Below are 19,346 nucleotides of genomic sequence, written 5' to 3'. Positions count from 1 at the left end.
GCTATACAATTCCCCTTTCTAACTTTGTTAAATTAGGTCTAAGATGAGTGAGAAGTTGCAGGCGATCGACAACAATGTGATTGTTCTCATTAATATACGCACATTCTGCCGCCTCCGCTCCGTCTTCTTTCTCTTCCGGAGCCCGCATTGCCACATCACTAATTCGAAGTTGCATCGGGTTCATAACAGATGCAGCGATTACAGCATCCGAATCCCCATAATACCCAGCATGTGCAATTCCTCTTAATGATCCTACGACAAAAATATTCCCCCCAGCGATAACCGTTCCGCCTGGATTAACATCTCCAATTAACAACAAATTTCCTTTTACATGTAAAACTTGTCCAGAGCGAACAATTTTGGAAATAGGGACAATTTCTGTTTCTTCTTTCCAAGCTATTGCTTCTGCTTTAGTGATAACATCACTTTCAATTGAATCCACAACAAGATTCTTTTTATTACGAATTAACGTACGAATCTCTTCTTGTTGGACTTCTGTTAAATAACGATTTCCTACTTTCACATGCACTTCAATTAGAGAGCGTCCATCACCATCGTAGTAATGTGTAGAAAGTTTTTCGTCTAATTCCACCAATAATTCTGAGAATGAACAACAATCATCTAAATGAAGCGTTATCCCATCTTTTGTCCCTTTTATCGTTACATTTTGTTGCTTTTTTTCTTCCACTAAAGTTCACCCCACCGATTCAATTCGACATAAAATTAGAAAATCCTTTTTTCTTTTTCTTCCATCGCTTTTGAAAGACGCACTATATATCGTCTCAGTGGGAAACAAACTATCAATAAGAAAATAGCATTTAACAATAAAGTAGAAAGGAGACGATCTGTGAAAAAGACATACGCTGGCATATGAGTACGTCCTAATAAAGTTAAGAATCCATACACATAATACTCTAGTGCTACAACACTAGCTAATATGATAGAAACAACAATAAATAAATTCAATTGTAGTACTTTCATCACACTATATACTAAATAAGCTAAAATCGGATAAGCAAAAATATATATCCCGACAAGTTCTGTGTATACGGTATCAAATAAGAAGCCAAATAATAGTCCGTAATAAATCCCTTGGACCGGACTATAATACACTGTAATAAAACATAATACGATTATAAAGAAATGCGGTGCTGCTATGCTGTCTTTCCAAAACACATCCGTTGGAACAACAGTAGCAAACATATTTTCAAATAGAAACACAAAAAGGAGCAAAAGAGGAAGAGCTGCTCTTTTTAATATCTTCATCATCTCTTCTTCTCCTCCTATTCTAATGGCGCTGAAGGTGTTGCACGTTTAGCAACCGTAATATGCTCTACGTCATTTAAATCAGCGGCAGGTTTTACATAAGCTGTTTTTGTTAAGCCATATGCATCCGGCTGAACTTCAACGATTTTTCCAATTACAAGACCTTTCGGGAAAATATCACCCAGTCCAGATGTTACAACTAGTTGATCTTTCTCTACCGGTGCATCAGAGCCAATCTTTGTGAAAAGAAGTAATTGCTTTTCTTTGTCATAACCTTCAATCAATCCAAAGATTTTCTCTTGCCCTTGTACAATAGCAGAAACGCGATTTGTTCGGCTCATAGAACTTAGTAATTCTACTGATGATGTAAACTGAGATACACTTTTCACTCTTCCAACTAACCCTTGTGAAGTTACTACAGCCATATCTTTTTTAATTCCTTGCTGTGCCCCTTTATCAATTCCAATTAAATCGTACCATTTATCTGGATTACGAGAAACAACAGTAGCTGGAATTTCAGTATACCCGCTATTTAACTCTTTTTTACCAGTTAGCTCTTGTAGCTTCTTGTTATCATCTTCTAATTGTTTTACTTTCCCTGATAGACCTGCATAATTATCTAATTTTGCTTTTAATTCTTTATTCTCTTCATACGTGCGCTTTACATCCTCTACATTTTCGAAGAATCCAGCTACGTATTTCGCTGGCTTTTGGAATACACGTTCTACAACACCGACAGTATCTTTAACAAACTGCTCTGGCCATGTTAAACTGTTCCGTTCTTTCAATGAGATTCCAATCAATGCCACGAGAAGAATAATACTAACCAACAAAACAATTAATCTTTTGTTTAAGAAAAACTGTGGCACGTTCACACCCTCTTAATTTCACTGATTTTTATTTTGCAATATTATCGAGCAGCAGTTTTGAAAAGATCGATATTGTCTAATGCTTTACCTGTTCCAATTGCTACGCAATCTAATGGATCTTCTGCAACAAGAACTGGCATTTTCGTTTCTTCACTAATTACTTTATCTAAATTACGTAGTAATGCCCCGCCACCTGTTAATACGATACCGCGGTCCATAATATCAGCCGCTAATTCAGGTGGAGTTTTTTCTAACGTATTTTTAACTGATTCTACAATCGCATCTACTGTATCTTTTAATGCATCTGCAATTTCTTCTGGCTGAATTAGTACTGTTTTTGGTAAACCACTTACTAAATCACGACCGCGAATTTCCATAGGCTCGATACCTTCGGGCTCGCCTGCAGAACCAATTTCTAATTTTAATGCTTCAGCTGTTCTTTCACCGATCATTAAGTTATAGCTTTTCTTAATGTACTGAATGATTGAATCGTCCATATCATCACCAGCAACACGGACTGACTGGCTTGTTACAATACCACCTAGAGAAATAATTGCAACTTCTGTTGTACCACCACCGATATCAACAACCATACTACCAGTTGGTTCCCAAACAGGTAAGTTTGCACCAATTGCTGCTGCAAATGGCTCTTCGATAGGATAAGCATCACGAGCACCCGCTTGACGAGTCGCATCGATTACTGCACGTCTTTCTACAGCTGTAATACCAGATGGTACACATACCATTACATACGGCTTACGTGAGAAGAAACCGTTTGATTTTTGAGCTTGTTGAATGTAATATTTCATCATTGTTGCAGTTGTTTCGTAATCAGCAATTACACCGTCTTTCATCGGGCGAAGTGCCACAACGTTCCCTGGTGTACGACCAATCATTTGTTTTGCGTCGCTACCTACAGCAACGATTTGTTTCGTATCAGTTTGTAACGCCACTACTGAAGGTTCACGTAAAACTACACCTTTTCCTTTTACATATACAAGCGTGTTCGCAGTTCCTAAGTCTATTCCAAGATCGCGAGTAAATCCACCAAATCCAAACATATTATTTATCTTCCTTTCTTGTTTTCACGGACTCATTTTTTCTTAATTTATATTATAAAAACAGTACGTTTTTTATATCTTTATCCTTTTTGTAGATAAATTTCTACAAAAAACTCATAAATCACATTATAAAACAAAATAAGTAAAAAGCATAGTCTTAAATATGACCTTTTTCCTTTAAACTCACGAATTTATGGTCACCTATTATAATATGATCAAGCACTTCAATTCCGATAATCTGGCCGCATTCTACTAAGCGTTTGGTTACTTCAATATCTTCACGGCTCGGCGTGGGATCTCCTGAGGGATGGTTATGAAGACATATGATAGAGGCTGCTGCACGACGGAAGGCTTCTTTAAAAACTTCCCTCGGGTGTACAATTGACGTGTTTAAGCTTCCAATAAAGATCGTTTGCCTATGTATAACTTGATTTTTTGTATTTAAATATAAACAAACAAAATGCTCTTGTTGTAAAAAACGCATTTCTTCCATCATGTATTTCGCACAATCTTCTGGACTTCGAATACTATATCTATTTTGATATTCTAAACGTACCATTCTTCTGCCTAGTTCAAAGGCTGCCATAAGTTGCGATGCCTTTGAAATCCCAATACCATGTATACTAATTAGCTCTTCTAATGTTGCATCTTTCAACATACGTAAGCCATCAAATTGGTGTAAAATTTTATCTGACAACTTTAAAACTGTTTCTTCTTTAGAACCTGTTCTGAGTAACACTGCGAGAAGCTCTCGATTTGATAAACTTCCAGCACCTTCTAACAATAAACGCTCCCGTGGCTGTTCTTCTCTTACAACATCACGAATACCGTTCATCTCTCCACCCCTTTATTTGTTCTCTCAAAGAAAACCCCATGCAATTTTACGCATGGGTTACATCAATATCAAATTGTTTTAATTCCCGAACGAGACGTGCAATTGGTAAGCCAACTACACTATAGTAGTCCCCTTGAATATTTTGAACGAAAATAGATCCTTTACCTTGAATCCCATAACTACCGGCTTTATCAAGAGGTTCTTTCGACGCGACGTATGTATCAATTTCCTCTTCTGTTAACTCCCAAAATGTAACTTCTGTACGCTCATAAAAAGTAACCGTTTTTTCTTTTGCTATAATCGCAACACCTGTATACACTTCATGTGTTTTCCCTGATAGTAATTGTAACATCTCTTTCGCCTCATCCTCATTAGAAGGCTTACCAAGAATACGCGACTCATATGTAACAATTGTATCCGCACCTAACACAATGTGATCACTATTATTTTCTGCCACCGCTGATGCTTTTTGCAAGGCAAGTGACATTACAATATCAGAAGGCGATGAATATGCACCAATTGTTTCCTCTACTTCACTTACAACGATTTCAAATGGCACACTAGCTAACTCAAGTAATTCCTTCCTCCGAGGTGATCCTGAAGCTAAAATTATTTTTCTCATATTTTCTCCTTCCTTTCTCACATGAAGCAGAACAATTTATATTAATCGTATCAAAGGAATAGTTTGCCCACAAATGAAAGAAATATTAATTTCTCTAACTAAAATAAAACTTCTTTATTGCATACGATTATATTCCCGTCATAGAGAAAGCACTTTGCTCTAAATTCAAAAGAAAAGAAAGAAGTACATGTACTTCTTTCTTACTCATTTTATTATCCTATCATTTCACTTTCTACGAAACAATTTTTTCATACGAGAGTAAACCATCAATAATAACTTGATTTAATTTCGCCAAAGATTCCTTATCCACCTTTCCATCTTTTACTGTTTGTACAGCTACCGACGTATACATATACAGTTTCTTTGCTTCTTCTCGTTTCATACTTTCCCCTTCTTTTTCAACCTTTTTCCATTCTTTTTCAATTGCTTCTATATCTTTTGGGCTGCTTTTTCCACCAACTTGTACGCTAGAAGCATATTTTGCTAAATGAGTGTATAATGGCTGCACTTTTGTTAAAAATGTCCCTACTTCTTTATCATCTTTCAGCAATGCTTTATCTGTTATATCCCAGCTCTTTTTTAAAACGGAGACACCATCATTTTTATACTTAGTCATTAATTGATTTATAGACTGTTCATCGCTAGCAATACCAACAACTATTGCATACTTATCACCGCTCGGTCTCAAAGCACCAATGCCCCCATTGCCTTTCCATTCTTCAAGAGCTGCCTGTCCCTTTTCTTCAGAAGAATAAAGCCCCCCTTGAACAAAAAATAATTTCATCGGATCCAATGACGTTCCTGTCTGTGCTTTTTGTTTTTCTTCTTTCGGTGCTGGTGTTTGTTCTGCCGTTCCACCCACCTTTGATTCTCCATTTCCAGTCGGCCTTGAAGCTGTCACTTCACTTCCTCCTGTCGTTCCTTGTCCAGTAAGTAAATGAAGCATCCCCATTCCAAACGCCGTACCGATAATGATTGCAGTTGCAACGATTACAATTAATGTATTACTCCACTTCTTTCGGTATTTTTCCACAGACATTGATTTCGCTTTTTGAAACGGAACAACATTTTTCGGTCGTTCACTTTCTACTACCATCCATTCAAATTCATCTTTCTTTTTTTCCTCATACTTCGCTTCTGTTCCATTCACTTTCACTGAGATCGTTCGTGATTGCTTGTCCATACACTCACACCTCACCTCTTATCGTTGTCCGCATCATATCATATTCATTTCATAAAAAAACGAGATATTTGTCAGAGGAATTCGCCAAATAACCCTATATATTTATCTTATATGTATGCATTTGACTTCATTTGTAGAACAAAAAAACTAGATAGCAAAGACTATCTAGTTTTTCTCGCGAATATATTTTCGTACTTCAGAAATGAAATAAAGAGAACCCGTTATGATAAAAACATCATTTTCTGCTATCATTTCAACTTTTGTATCAATTGCCTCTTTCCAATTTTCAAAAACTAATTTTGATTCTTTCTGTGAATATGATGCAAGCTTATCAGCAGAAATAGCACGATCAAAGGCGAATGTTGTAAAAATAATTTCATCTGCAATGGTTTCTAATTGGCCTACCATGTTATGTAATTGTTTATCACCAAGGGCAGTAAATAACACTATTACATTTTTATCTTTGTAATGCGCTTCTACTGTTTTCACAAGGCTTTCGATACCTTCTGGATTATGAGCACCATCTATAATAATATCCGGGTTACTTTGCAACTTTTCAAAGCGCCCAATCCAATATGCTTCCAGTAATCCCGTTCTTATTTCCTCTTCTTCAATTAAAAATGATAAATATGTTTTTACATACATTACTGCCATAAGTGCTAACGCTGCATTTCCTACTTGATGAATGCCTTTCATTGAGATTTGCAAATCTTCAAATGCGGAAAAAGGACAAGTAAAATCAAACTGTTCCCCATCTTCATTAGACTGTTTATGTAACGCTGTAAAATGCTTGCTAAGTTCGTATAAGTTTGCATGGTTTTCCTTTGCAACATTTTGAATGACTTGCAAAGCTTCTTCATCTTGTACACCAGTAATTACCGGCACGCCAGACTTAATAATCCCCGCCTTTTCATATGCAATTTCCCCTAGTGTATTTCCTAAAATATGCATATGATCGTGACCGATATTCGTAATAATCGTGAGGACAGGGTGTATAACATTGGTAGAGTCAAAACGTCCACCAAGCCCTGTTTCAAATAAAACAACATCACAGAAATTGACTTTACCGAAATAGCAAATCGCCATAACAGTAATAATTTCAAACTCTGTCGCTTCCCCTAAATCCGTTTCATCTAGTTTTTCAACGACTGGTTTTACCATCTTTACAAGTTCAGTAATCTCTTCGTCTACAATTGGTGTTCCATTCACACTAATGCGTTCATTAAATGATTCGATGTAAGGAGAGGTAAACGTTCCTACCTTATATTTCGCGCCTTCTAACATGTAACGCATATATGTTAACGTTGAACCTTTTCCATTTGTACCAGCAAGATGAACACATTTTATATGACGCTCTGGATTTCCAAGTTCTTCTAACATCCATCTCATTCTTTCTAATCCTGGCTTAATTCCAAATTTCAATCGGCTATGGATCCACCCTATCGCTTCTTCGTATGTATGTATCACGTATATTTTTCCCCTTTCAAAAGACAACTTTCATAGTTCTATTATACGCAAAGAAAAGAGACTCACCAATATAGTGAGTCTCTAAAAACATTTTTACTTTTCAAGATCTGCTAGACGTTGACGAACTGCTTCGCGTTTTTCTAGGTAATCTTGCTCTTTCGCACGCTCTCCTTCAATAACCGCTGCAGGAGCTTTCGCTACGAAACCTTGGTTAGAAAGTTTCTTCTGTACACGTTCTACTTCTTTATCGAACTTCTCAAGTTCTTTCTCAAGACGAGCTCTCTCTTCATCAAGATTGATAAGATCAGCTAACGGTAAGAATAACTCTGCACCTGATACGATTGCAGTCATTGCTTTTTCTGGCGCTTGTAAGTCCGTTTGAATTGTTAATTCGCTTGGGTTACAGAAACGCTCAATGTAAGAGCTGTTTTTCGTAAGTTGAGCAAGTACAGCCTCATCTTTTGCTTTAATTTGCATTTGAACTTTTTTGCTCATTGGCGTATTTACTTCTGCACGGATGTTACGAACAGAGCGAATGATATCAACTAGAAGGTGCATTTCTGCCGCAGCTTCCGTATCTTGTAAATCTTCGCGAACTGTTGGCCACGCAGCTACTGTAATAGACTCGCCTTCATGCGGTAAATGTTGCCAAATTTTCTCTGTTACGAATGGCATGAATGGGTGTAATAGACGCATTGTTTGATCTAATACGTAAGCTAAAATAGAACGAGTTGTTTTCTTAGCTGCTTCATCTTCACCGTATAGTGGAAGTTTCGCCATTTCAATATACCAATCACAGAAATCGTCCCAAATGAAGTTGTATAATGAACGACCAGCTTCACCGAACTCATATTTATCCATGTTACGTGTTACGCTTTCGATTGTTTCGTTTAAGCGAGTTAAGATCCACTTATCTGCTACTGATTTTTCACCAGTTAAATCGATTTCTTCATACTTCATATCATCCATGTTCATTAATACGAAACGTGATGCGTTCCAAATTTTATTAATGAAGTTCCAAGTAGATTCTACTTTTTCCATGCTGAAACGTAAATCTTGACCTGGTGCACTTCCTGTTGATAAGAAGAAACGCATTGCATCTGCACCGTACTTCTCGATAACATCCATTGGATCAATACCGTTACCAAGAGATTTACTCATTTTACGACCTTGCTCATCACGAACTAAACCGTGAATTAATACATCTTTAAATGGACGCTCTCCTGTAAACTCTAAACCTTGGAAAATCATACGAGATACCCAGAAGAAGATGATATCATAACCCGTTACTAGTGCATCTGTTGAATAGTAACGTTTGAAGTCTGCTGAATCTTCATTTGGCCAACCAAGTGTTGAAAATGGCCATAACGCTGAACTGAACCATGTATCAAGTACGTCATTATCTTGATTCCAGTTTTCAATATCTGCTGGTGCTTCTGTACCTACGTATACTTCACCAGTTTCTTTATGGTACCAAGCTGGAATACGGTGTCCCCACCATAATTGACGAGAAATACACCAGTCATGAATATTTTCCATCCAGCGTAAATATGTGTTTTCAAAACGCTCTGGTACGAACGTTACTTTTTCTTCTTCTTTTTGTTGAAGCGCTACTGCTTTTTCAGCAAGTGGAGCCATTTTTACGAACCACTGTGTTGATAAATAAGGCTCAACAACTGCACCGCTACGCTCACTATGACCTACTGAATGCATATGTGGCTCGATTTCTACTAATACGCCAGCTTCTTGTAAGTCTTTCACTAATTCTTTACGGCATTCGAAACGATCCATACCGTTATACTTACCAGCTTTTTCGTTCATTGTTCCATCTTCGTTCATTACTAATATGCGTGGTAAATCATGACGGTTACCTACTTCAAAGTCATTCGGGTCATGAGCTGGTGTAATTTTTACAACGCCCGTTCCGAAATCTTTTTCTACGTACTCATCAGCAATAATCGGAATCTCACGGCCTACGATTGGAAGTGTAACTGTTTTTCCAATTAAATGTTTGTAACGATCGTCTTCTGGATGAACTGCTACTGCTGTATCACCAAGCATCGTTTCTGGACGAGTTGTCGCAAGACGAATGTGACCAGAACCATCTGTTAACGGATAGTTCATATGGTAGAATGCACCTTGAACTTCTTTATGAATTACTTCAATATCAGAAAGAGCTGTGCGTGTTGCTGGATCCCAGTTGATGATATATTCACCACGGTAAATTAAGCCTTTTTCGTATAATTGAACGAATACTTTATTAACCGCATCTGATAAACCTTTGTCTAATGTGAAGCGTTCACGAGAATAGTCTAGTCCTAAACCAACTTTTCCCCATTGTTGACGAATGTGAGAAGCGTACTCTTCTTTCCACTCCCAAGCTTTTTCAAGGAATTTTTCACGGCCAAGATCGTAACGTGAAATACCTTCTTCACGAAGTTTTCCTTCTACTTTCGCTTGTGTTGCGATACCAGCATGGTCCATTCCTGGAAGCCATAGCACATCGTATCCTTGCATACGCTTCGTACGAGTTAAAATATCTTGAAGAGTTGTATCCCAAGCATGACCTAGGTGTAACTTACCAGTTACGTTCGGAGGTGGAATTACAATTGTATACGGTTGTTTCTTCTCGTCTCCTGTTGCTTCAAAATATTTGCCTTCAAGCCACCATTGATAAAGGCCTTCTTCAACGGACATATGATCATATTTAGTTGGTAAATTCTTTTCCGTGTTTGACATTATTTTCCCTCCTTAAAATAAAAAATGTCCCTCATCCAAAAAGGACGAGGGACATCGCGGTACCACCTTTATTTACAAACAAATTCATAATTTGCTTATACTCTTAATTTGATAACGGACAAATCCGTCTTTTCCTAATAAGAACTATTCCGTTCAGAAAAGATGCTCCAGGGCTACCTTCTAACATAACTATCTAGAGAATCTCCCAGCTAATGATTCTCCTCTCTGAAGACGTTTCATGTTATACTCTTCCCCTTCAAGGCATTTATATGATTGTTAATTATTATATACAATAGTGTAAAAAACGAAACCTTATTCGTCAAGATAAATTTAAAACTACAGCTTTTCGTGCAAAAAAAGAAGATAAGTAGAACCCTCTACTTATCTTCTTTACCCCGCTATTTGCGGGCAGTAAGACCTCCACCTCAAAACTCAGCTGAATCAAAGAAGTTAGATGGGAGCCCTGCTGCCCGTAAACGCCCAATTGGTGAAGGCTAATCATCAGCGGGGAATGCCTTTACTTTATCCGTTCCCTTGCTGGGCAGCTTGTAATTGCGACAGGAAATATTCTATATTGCTAACGAGCCAATGCGATTGTTGCAAACTCTTTACTCCGCGCAGTTCATTTTCCTCGTTGCGATTATCTCTTCTTTTCTTATAGGACTGGATTTGCCGAATAAATTGCGATGGATACGTCATATACGCAAACATAAGTAGTTGCTCTTCTTTCGTAAAAGGGAAATTTTTTTGATACATTTGAAACCATTCAAACCGATCACTTCTTGCGATTGGATATGTGTTTAAAGACCGTGAATAAAAACCTACTATATCTTGCACAGGCGTTGCAAACTTCGATTTTTCTAAACTAATAAAATAGCCATTCCGCTCATAGTCAAATAAAAAATGATTAAGTGACACATTACCATGCACAAAAGTAATACGCGTTTTCTCTTTTTCTTTCATCGCATCGTTCCACTCATTTAATTGCTTCGTTGCAAATTCACGCGCTCTCATTACATGATGATAGTACGTACAATATTGCAATTCAAACGGGGACATATACCATTTTGATTCAGATTCTACGAGAAACTCTTCTAACATCTCACCATCATTTTCCCAACGATCGGATATACTTGTATAATGTTTTTCTAAATCTTCTTCCGTATACGTTTCTTCCTTCACAGTTTTTTGATGCAACGTTCCAAGTGTCTGAAACATTTTATGGTATTGATCATTGTCCTCACCGTTTCCTTCTGCACGTTCTAACCAAGGCATTAAATAATAATTATACGTCCCGTCACTTAAAATATAACTTCCATCCGTCGCATGATATATAGGTACATAATTTGAAAAACCTTTCTCCTTCAAATATTGAATATGATGCAGAAAGTTATTCCGCTCTAACTTTCTGCCTTCTATTTTCTTGAGTGCATATGGACCTTGATTCGTATAAATTTTCATTACATTTCCGTGCTCTTCCATATGCTGCGTATCCAATCTATATTGCCTCACAATAGGTTCATAGTGATTTCGCAACTCAATATCCATACGAATAACCCTTTCTATTCAAAACATAGCCTCTAAGAAAGGAAGTGAGTGAAAACACTCACTTCCTTATTTCGTCTTTACCCTTGAAACGGGAATATAAATAATTTGCCCCGTATTTAAAAATATATCTTCTGTTTGATTGACACGGTATAAATTTTGTACAGACGTTTCATAACGGTCTGCAATAGATTCAATTGTATCCCCTTCTTGCACGAAATACATTCTTAACTTTGTAAATTCTTCTTCCGGTTCTTTCGTAAATAGTTTTGTTAAATAAAGCGCATTTTCATCTCGCTGTGAGTACTCTTCTTCTTGTTCTTCCTGCTTTTTCGCTTTTTCTTTCTTGAAATCTTTTCGTCCGAACAGTTCAAATTGCGGCGTTGTTTCTTGCTCCTCTTCACGTTCCACAAATTCATTTTCTTCTATTTTCTCTTCTTCTAATTCCTGCTCTTTTCTTTCCTCTAATTGGAACGGTTCAAATGCGTAATCTTCCCACTCATCTGATTCCTTATATGCTGGTTCTTCTACATGCGGCGCCGGTCTATTTTCATCCTCTTGCGCTGAATCTTCTTCTAACTCAGCATACACCGTTTCTTCCTCTTCAACTTCATCCTCGCCTCTCTCTTCATCACACAAACCGGTAATAGATATATCCGCTAATAATTGTAAGCAACCATTTTCCTTTAATTCATAATCAAATTCCTCGATTGATACATATAGCTCTTCAATTACTTTCACTCGATTTCTCGGAATTGATATTTCAAGTGGAAAGGAATGAACAAGTTCATTAACCCCATCTTCTCTTGTTTCTACATAATCAATTGACTTTGCTGGCGATAGTTCTCTTAATGAATACGCCGAATCATCTTTTCGTGCAACATACTCTCCGGTTAAATCTAATTGTCCTCTCACGATTACTTCATGATCAAGCTCTTCTATCTCAACGTCTGGATCTAACGAAATTGACAAAAGTTCTTCGACTTCCTGTCCTTTTTGGAACCACACAGATTCTTTTAATGAAAATCGTAATGAATGATCTGCAGCCACTTCTTTTCCCCCTCCCAAACTATATGTCATTACAGATTTATGTGCAGAAAGCTTACTTTATGAATAAAAAAAATCGCTCCCCTTATGGAGAGCGATTTTCTCTAATACATTACGCTTTTAATTTTGACATTGCAATTTCAGCTGCTGCAATCGTCGCTTCAATATCTGCATCACTATGTGCTGTCGATAAGAATAAACCTTCGAATTGAGATGGCGGTAAGAATACACCTTGTTCTACCATTTCACGATAGTAAGCCGCAAAGAATTCTAAGTTTGAAGATTTTGCTGCATCGTAATTAATAACGGGTTCATCTGTAAAGAAAATACCAATCATAGAGCCTGCACGGTTAATATGGTGCGGAATGCCATGTTTTTCAGCTGCTTTACGTAATCCAGCTTCTAACATTTCAGCTTTACGCTCAAATTCTACATATGATTCTGGCGTTAACTGTACTAACGTTTCATAACCTGCCGCCATTGCAAGTGGGTTACCTGATAAAGTACCAGCTTGGTAAATCGGTCCGCTTGGCGCAACTTGGCGCATAATTTCCGCTTTACCACCGTATGCTCCTACCGGTAAACCACCACCGATTACTTTACCTAAGCATGTTAAATCAGGCGTTACGCCATAATAACCTTGGCCACAATTATAAGCTACTCGGAACCCTGTCATTACTTCATCAAAAATAAGCAATGCACCGTTTTGTTCTGTTACTTCACGAAGACCTTCTAAAAATCCAGGCTGCGGAGGAACAACCCCCATATTTCCTGCTACTGGTTCTACAATTACACAAGCAATATCATCACCGAATTGTTCAAACGCGTATTTTACGCTTTCTAAATCGTTATAAGCTACTGTAATCGTATTTTTCGCTACACCTTCTGGTACACCAGGACTATCTGGTAAACCTAAAGTCGCCACACCAGAACCAGCTTTAATTAATAACGAATCACCATGACCGTGGTAACAACCGATAAATTTCAAGATTTTATTACGACCTGTATAACCACGAGCTAAACGTAGTGCACTCATTGTCGCTTCCGTTCCAGAGTTAACCATACGCACAATCTCAATTGATGGCACGCGCTCAATAACAAGTTTTGCTAATTTATTTTCAATTTCTGTTGGTGCACCGAAGCTTGTACCTCTTTCAGCAACAGATTTTAACGCTTCTACAACACGATCATTTGCATGACCATGAATTAAAGGACCCCATGATAATACGTAGTCGATGTATTCATTCCCATCGATATCATATACTTTAGAGCCTTTTCCACGCTCCATAAACAACGGATTCATCCCAACAGACTTAAAGGCACGAACCGGGCTATTTACGCCACCAGGCATTAAGTCTTGCGCCTCTTCAAACGCTGCAATTGACTTATCAAACTTTTTCATTATTTAGCGCCTCCTTCTTGTAACCATCTTGCTGCATCTTTTGCATGATACGTAATAATTAAATCTGCTCCTGCACGTTTCATACTAATTAATTTTTCAAGAACAACTTCTTTTTCATTAATCCAACCATTTTGCGCTGCCGCTTTAATCATCGAATATTCACCACTTACATTATAAGCGACAACTGGTAAATTAAAGTTATTTTTCACATCACGAACGATATCTAAGTAAGAAAGAGCTGGTTTTACGATTAAGAAATCTGCACCTTCCATTACATCTGATTCTGCTTCACGGAATGCTTCCATACGGTTTGCCGGATCCATTTGATATGTTTTACGGTCACCAAATTGCGGTGCACCGTGCGCAGCATCACGGAATGGTCCATAAAATGCTGATGAATATTTCACAGCGTACGACATAACTGGCACGTGTCCAAAACCATTTTCGTCTAATGCATGGCGAATTGCTGTTACAAAGCCGTCCATCATGTTTGATGGCGCAATAATGTCCGCTCCTGCTTTCGCTTGACTTACAGCTGTTTTCGCAAGAACTGCAAGAGACTCGTCATTTAAAATAATACCATCTTCAATTACACCGCAATGACCATGGCTTGTAAATTGACATAAACATGTGTCTGCAACTACTACTAGCTCAGGGAAATCACCTTTAATTTGCTGAATAGCAAGTTGTACAATTCCATGATCACAATATGCTGATGATCCAACTTCATCCTTTTCAGCAGGTAAACCAAATACAATAACAGAACGAATACCTAAATCAACAACTTCTTGCATTTCAGCTTGCAATAAATCTAAAGACATTTGATATACGCCTGGCATAGAAGGAACTTCATTACGAACATTTTCACCTTCTAATACAAAAATAGGGTAAATAAAATCTTCCGTATGTAAAAACGTTTCACGCACAAGCGCACGCATGCCCCCGCTTTGTCTTAAACGACGATGACGATTAAATTGTAAAGAGTTCATAGATTTCTATCCCCATTCTTTCATTTTATAGATTCACAAACACATTGTAGTAATGCTTCTACAGTGTACTCTTTCGGCACAATAACAGACGGAAAATAAAGACTTGCCTCTTTTTCCGTAATAGGTCCTATACAAGCAATTGTACATTTTTTTGTCCATTCTCTCCAGTTTGTACCCTCAAGTAAACGAACAAAACTAGTAACAGTTGAAGGGCTCGTAAATGTAATAATGTCTACTTTCCCTAACTTCAATGCCGCTATAAGCTCTTGCTTTTTTTCTATATTCACTTTCGTACCGTATACGGTTAGCTCATCTAGAGAAACACCAATTTCCCGAAGTGCAACCGGAATTACCTCTCTTGCTAAATTCCCTTTCGGAAATAAAATACGTTCATTTCCACTTAATTCTTTTAGAAACTCTTCTGCAAATGCTTCTGCAACAAATGAAGTCGGAACAAAATGAACTTGATAGCCCCTTTTTTCTAACTCTAATTTTGTTTTCACACCTACCGCAGCGATTTTAATGGTTAGTGGTAGTTTCTTTTTTAAACTATCTAGAAAAAAAGCTACACCATTTCTGCTCGTAAAAATAACCCAGTCGTATGAATGTAGCTGCTCTTCAATATGTTGAATTTGCCTATGAGACATACCTTCCATACGCAAAAGCGGAATTTCCAATGGAATTCCGCTCTTTTCTTTCACTGCTACACTCATTTGTTTCGCTTGATGCTGGGCACGTGTAATCAATACCGTTTTTCCAGCGAGAGCGTTCATATTTATTGTTGCTCCTTATTTGCAGCAAGAATGAGTTCTTGGGCGCCTTGCTTAATTAAACGGTCCGCGGCCTCTAATCCTACTTCCTCAGGATTAGTACCCACTACTGTCTCTTTTAATAAAACAGAGCCATCCATAGAGCCGACAAGAGCTGTTAATTCGATTGCATCGTTCTCTGTAAGGGTTGCATATCCAGCAATTGGAACTTGGCATCCACCTTCAAGTTTATGAAGAAATACTCGCTCCGCTGCCACTGTTCTTTCTGTTATCGTATCATTAATATGCGCTAACAATTGCAATAAATCCTTATCATCCTCACGACACTCAATCGCTAATGCACCTTGTCCTACAGCAGGTACACATAACGTTTCATCTAAATGTTCTGTAATAACTTCATCATCCCAGCCCATTCTTTGTAATCCAGCTGTTGCTAAAATAATCGCATCGTAATCTTCTTCTTTTAATTTACGTAAACGTGTATCGATATTCCCGCGAATCCACTTAACTTGTAAATCTGGTCTCGCAGCGAGTAGCTGTGCACTACGTCTTAAACTACTCGTACCTAAAATAGCACCTTCCGCTAACTCTTTAAACGATGCTCCATTTTTTGAGATAAAAGCATCACGAGGGTCAACACGCTTTGGTGTACAACCAATCATTAAACCTTCTGGAAGTACGGCTGGCATATCTTTCATACTATGTACAGCCATATCGATTTCTTTCGTAAGTAGCGCGTGTTCAATCTCTTTTACAAACAAGCCTTTGCCGCCTACTTTTGAAAGAGTAACATCTAAAATAACATCACCTTTTGTGACAATTTCTTTCACTTCAAATTCATATGGTAGACCTAGGGCTTTTAACTGATCAATAAACCAGTTTGTTTGCGTTAATGCTAGTTTACTCTTTCGTGATCCTACAATAATTTTGCGCATAATTCTCTCTCCTCATTATAAATACCAAAAGTGGAAATTGGATAAACTGCTTAATAGAAAAATGTTTACTAGCATTACGAGAAACGATCCGATATTCCACTGTACAATTTTCTTACCTTGCAACACATCTGCCGCTCGTAAATATAAACCTGTGCAATACACAAATAGAACGACAAAAGATCCGATTACTTTCGTATCATACCAATGGAAATTATCCAATTTTGTATATCCCCATATACATCCTAATAAAATTGCTAGTAAGAAAAATGGAACAGAAAATAAATTTAATCCGTAAGACATAGATTCTAGCTTCGGTAAATTCCCTAACCTTCTTAATCTCGCATTCCATTTTTTCTTTTTTAATAGGCGATATTGTAATAAGTACATAATAGAAAAAATAAACGATACAGTAAACGTTGCGTAAGAAATAATTGCCATACCGACATGCACGTATACAAGTTCTGAAACTAATTGTTCCGCAAGTACTGGCGACATCTTTCCGAGCGGTGTAAAAATAGAAAAAGCGCTTACGCCAAATGCAACAACATTTGTAAAAAAGACTAAAAAGTCGATTCTCATAAATCGATTAATGACTAACGACATCGTAATCAATAACCAAACATAAAAATAAATCCCTGATAATAAAGTTAAAATTGGATTCGTTTCTGAATCTGTAGCCCTAAGCAACATAAAAATAGACTGCAGGACCCATACAATCGCAAGTAACCAAAAAGCAAATCGGTTCGCCTTTCGGTTACTTTGGAAATAATCTATAAAATATAAACTAATGCTACAAGCATATAAAATAATTGCAATATGATAAATAATACTGTTATTTAAAAAACTCATCCGATCATCCTTCCAAATTATAAAGATGGAACGGATGGTGTCCACACTTTTTTATGTTCTACTTCTTCCGCACAACTCTCTACGTCTTCCGTTTCTAAATCGAAAATCTTCGCAAATAACGCTAATTTTTCGCTCGCTCCCTCTTCAGCAGCTATTTCTTTCGCTACTAAAATTGGGTCTTTTAATAATTGATTAATAATACTTTTCGTATGCTTACTAATGACTTTTTTCTCACGATCACTAAGGTTTGGTATTTTTCGCTCTAGGCTTACCATCGTTTCACTTTGAATTGCAAGTGCCTTATCACGAAGAGCTGATATTAATGGAACAACACCAAGTGTACTTAACCACGTTTTAAATAGAACAATTTCCTCTTCAATCATAAATTGAATTTTCTCTGCTTCTTTCAAACGCTCAGCACGGTTTGCCTCCACTACTCCTTGTAAATCATCAATATCATACAAGAAAGAACCTTCTAGCTCATCAATCGCTGGATCAATATCACGTGGCACTGCAATGTCAACCATAAACAAAGGGCGACCAGAGCGCATTTTCTCTACCTTTGTCATCATCTCTTTCGTAATGACATACTCCGATGCACCAGTTGAACTAATTAAAATATCTGCTTCTAATAATGCACATTGTAATTCGCTTAATGATTTTGCATGTCCCATATATTTCTCAGCCATTACTTCTGCTTTCGAAAGCGTCCTATTCATAACTGTTACTTTACGAGCACCACTTCCATATAAGTTTTGCAGTGCAAGTTCGCCCATTTTACCAGCACCAAGAATAAGCACATGACAATCTGTTAACTCGCCAAATATTTTCTTTCCAAGCTCAACAGCAGCATAACTAACAGACATCGCACTTTCCCCGATTGTTGTTTCTGAGTGGGCACGTTTTGCTAATGTAATGACTTGCTTAAACAATTCATTAAAAATTGTGCCTGTTGCTTTAACTTGTTGCGCTTCTAAAAAGCTATCTTTTATTTGACCTAAAATCTGCGTTTCTCCGACTACCATAGAATCTAAACCGCACGTTACGCGGAATAAATGATCTATTGCACCATCTTGTTCAAAAATAGTTAAATATGGCGCGACTTCTTCTATTTCAAGCTGAAACCAATCAGCTAAAAACTTCTTAATATAATACCGTCCCGTGTGTAATTGATCGACAACAGCATAAATCTCAGTGCGATTACAAGTTGATACAATGACATTCTCTAACACGCTCTTTTGATTTTGTAATGTAGTCATCGCTCGCTCTAGTTCTGCTGCCTGAAATGTGAGTTTCTCACGAAATTCTACAGGGGCTGTTCGATAATTTACACTAACAACAAGAATATGCACGCAGCATGTCCCCCTTCACCCGTTTTATCACTTTATCTACTATCATAATACAACTTTCCTCTTATGAATCTGACAATCGTGTGAACAACTGATTATTTTTTAATTATTCTCCGTATGTAATAAAGGAGATTCAGTAACACTAATAAAAAAACTTCTACTTTATAATGATTATAAATTAATAACTCTATTTGTACGTTACCAAAAAAAGCCCTCATAATCAAGTGATGGAAACTATTCCATATAAATTATAACATCATCTTCCCTATCTTCTTTCATCATGAAGGAAAATATGTATGATTGTTCCAAAATGTAACAAAGACTTTCTCAATACAATGTATTTGACATTGTATTTCTTTTTCGTTATATTGGTTTTATAAAATTAAATTGTGCACAACTTAATTAGAAGGGAGTTATT

17 protein-coding genes and 1 other annotated feature are annotated in these 19,346 nt (G+C 37.2%); all 17 genes read right to left on the bottom strand.

The genetic code is table 11. The features are described 5' to 3' along the window. Position 1: 1 nt before the first annotated feature. Positions 2-688: a septum site-determining protein MinC gene (gene minC, locus ACTFR8_RS10450; protein WP_000391525.1), complete on the bottom strand. Its 687-nt coding sequence runs from the start codon at positions 686-688 to the stop codon at positions 2-4. Between the two features lie 35 nt (positions 689-723). Next, a complete protein-coding gene (gene mreD, locus ACTFR8_RS10445; RefSeq protein ID WP_000975766.1) occupies positions 724-1,269 on the bottom strand; it encodes a rod shape-determining protein MreD in 546 nt (181 codons plus the stop codon). Between the two features lie 14 nt (positions 1,270-1,283). Next, a complete protein-coding gene (gene mreC / locus ACTFR8_RS10440; RefSeq protein ID WP_001135488.1) occupies positions 1,284-2,135 on the bottom strand; it encodes a rod shape-determining protein MreC in 852 nt (283 codons plus the stop codon). 41 nt (positions 2,136-2,176) lie between these two features. Beyond that, positions 2,177-3,196 (bottom strand): cell shape-determining protein MreB, encoded by a 1,020-nt coding sequence (mreB, locus tag ACTFR8_RS10435; RefSeq protein ID WP_000466736.1) that lies wholly within the window; start codon positions 3,194-3,196, stop codon positions 2,177-2,179. Positions 3,197-3,353: 157 nt separating this feature from the next. After that, the gene (gene radC, locus ACTFR8_RS10430; protein ID WP_001013391.1) at positions 3,354-4,031 is read right to left on the bottom strand and encodes a DNA repair protein RadC; all 678 of its coding nucleotides are present in this window, start codon (positions 4,029-4,031) and stop codon (positions 3,354-3,356) included. Between the two features lie 46 nt (positions 4,032-4,077). Continuing rightward, positions 4,078-4,653 carry a Maf family protein gene (locus tag ACTFR8_RS10425; RefSeq protein ID WP_001226291.1) on the bottom strand — a complete coding sequence of 192 codons (576 nt, stop codon included), beginning with the start codon at positions 4,651-4,653 and terminating at the stop codon, positions 4,078-4,080. 232 nt (positions 4,654-4,885) lie between these two features. Continuing rightward, positions 4,886-5,836: a hypothetical protein gene (locus ACTFR8_RS10420; RefSeq protein WP_000361012.1), complete on the bottom strand. Its 951-nt coding sequence runs from the start codon at positions 5,834-5,836 to the stop codon at positions 4,886-4,888. Positions 5,837-6,001: 165 nt separating this feature from the next. Further along, entirely contained in the window at positions 6,002-7,303 is a 1,302-nt protein-coding gene (locus tag ACTFR8_RS10415) for a bifunctional folylpolyglutamate synthase/dihydrofolate synthase (protein WP_252209697.1), read from the bottom strand. A gap of 93 nt (positions 7,304-7,396) precedes the next feature. Beyond that, a complete protein-coding gene (locus tag ACTFR8_RS10410) occupies positions 7,397-10,042 on the bottom strand; it encodes a valine--tRNA ligase (protein WP_000072250.1) in 2,646 nt (881 codons plus the stop codon). A gap of 37 nt (positions 10,043-10,079) precedes the next feature. Next, positions 10,080-10,311, bottom strand: a binding site (T-box leader). Positions 10,312-10,564: 253 nt separating this feature from the next. Then, positions 10,565-11,590, bottom strand: a complete 1,026-nt coding sequence (ysxE, locus tag ACTFR8_RS10405) for a spore coat protein YsxE (protein WP_000350658.1) — start codon at positions 11,588-11,590, stop codon at positions 10,565-10,567. 66 nt (positions 11,591-11,656) lie between these two features. After that, entirely contained in the window at positions 11,657-12,667 is a 1,011-nt protein-coding gene (gene spoVID / locus ACTFR8_RS10400) for a stage VI sporulation protein D (RefSeq protein WP_119780606.1), read from the bottom strand. A 79-nt stretch (positions 12,668-12,746) separates the two neighbouring features. Then, the gene (gene hemL / locus ACTFR8_RS10395; protein WP_000712943.1) at positions 12,747-14,036 is read right to left on the bottom strand and encodes a glutamate-1-semialdehyde 2,1-aminomutase; all 1,290 of its coding nucleotides are present in this window, start codon (positions 14,034-14,036) and stop codon (positions 12,747-12,749) included. After that, on the bottom strand, positions 14,036-15,025 hold the full coding sequence (hemB, locus tag ACTFR8_RS10390; RefSeq protein WP_100619239.1) for a porphobilinogen synthase: 990 nt from the start codon (positions 15,023-15,025) through the stop codon (positions 14,036-14,038). Before hemB ends, hemL begins: the two co-directional genes overlap by 1 nt. Positions 15,026-15,045: 20 nt before the next feature. Beyond that, complete coding sequence (gene hemD, locus ACTFR8_RS10385) at positions 15,046-15,798, bottom strand: uroporphyrinogen-III synthase (RefSeq protein ID WP_000992348.1); 753 nt, start codon at positions 15,796-15,798, stop codon at positions 15,046-15,048. Between the two features lie 2 nt (positions 15,799-15,800). Next, a complete protein-coding gene (gene hemC, locus ACTFR8_RS10380) occupies positions 15,801-16,730 on the bottom strand; it encodes a hydroxymethylbilane synthase (protein ID WP_001226402.1) in 930 nt (309 codons plus the stop codon). Positions 16,731-16,745: 15 nt separating this feature from the next. After that, positions 16,746-17,579, bottom strand: coding sequence for a cytochrome c biogenesis protein (locus ACTFR8_RS10375; RefSeq protein ID WP_000008991.1), 834 nt, complete (start codon positions 17,577-17,579; stop codon positions 16,746-16,748). A 17-nt stretch (positions 17,580-17,596) separates the two neighbouring features. Beyond that, a complete protein-coding gene (hemA, locus tag ACTFR8_RS10370) occupies positions 17,597-18,931 on the bottom strand; it encodes a glutamyl-tRNA reductase (RefSeq protein ID WP_000547867.1) in 1,335 nt (444 codons plus the stop codon). Between the last annotated feature and the right edge of the window lie 415 nt (positions 18,932-19,346).

The organism is Bacillus cereus group sp. MYBK15-3, from assembly GCF_051916765.1.
Lineage (GTDB): Bacteria > Bacillota > Bacilli > Bacillales > Bacillaceae_G > Bacillus_A > Bacillus_A cereus.
Note: the sequence above shows the minus strand (reverse complement) of the source record. Positions and strands in the feature narration are given on the sequence as shown.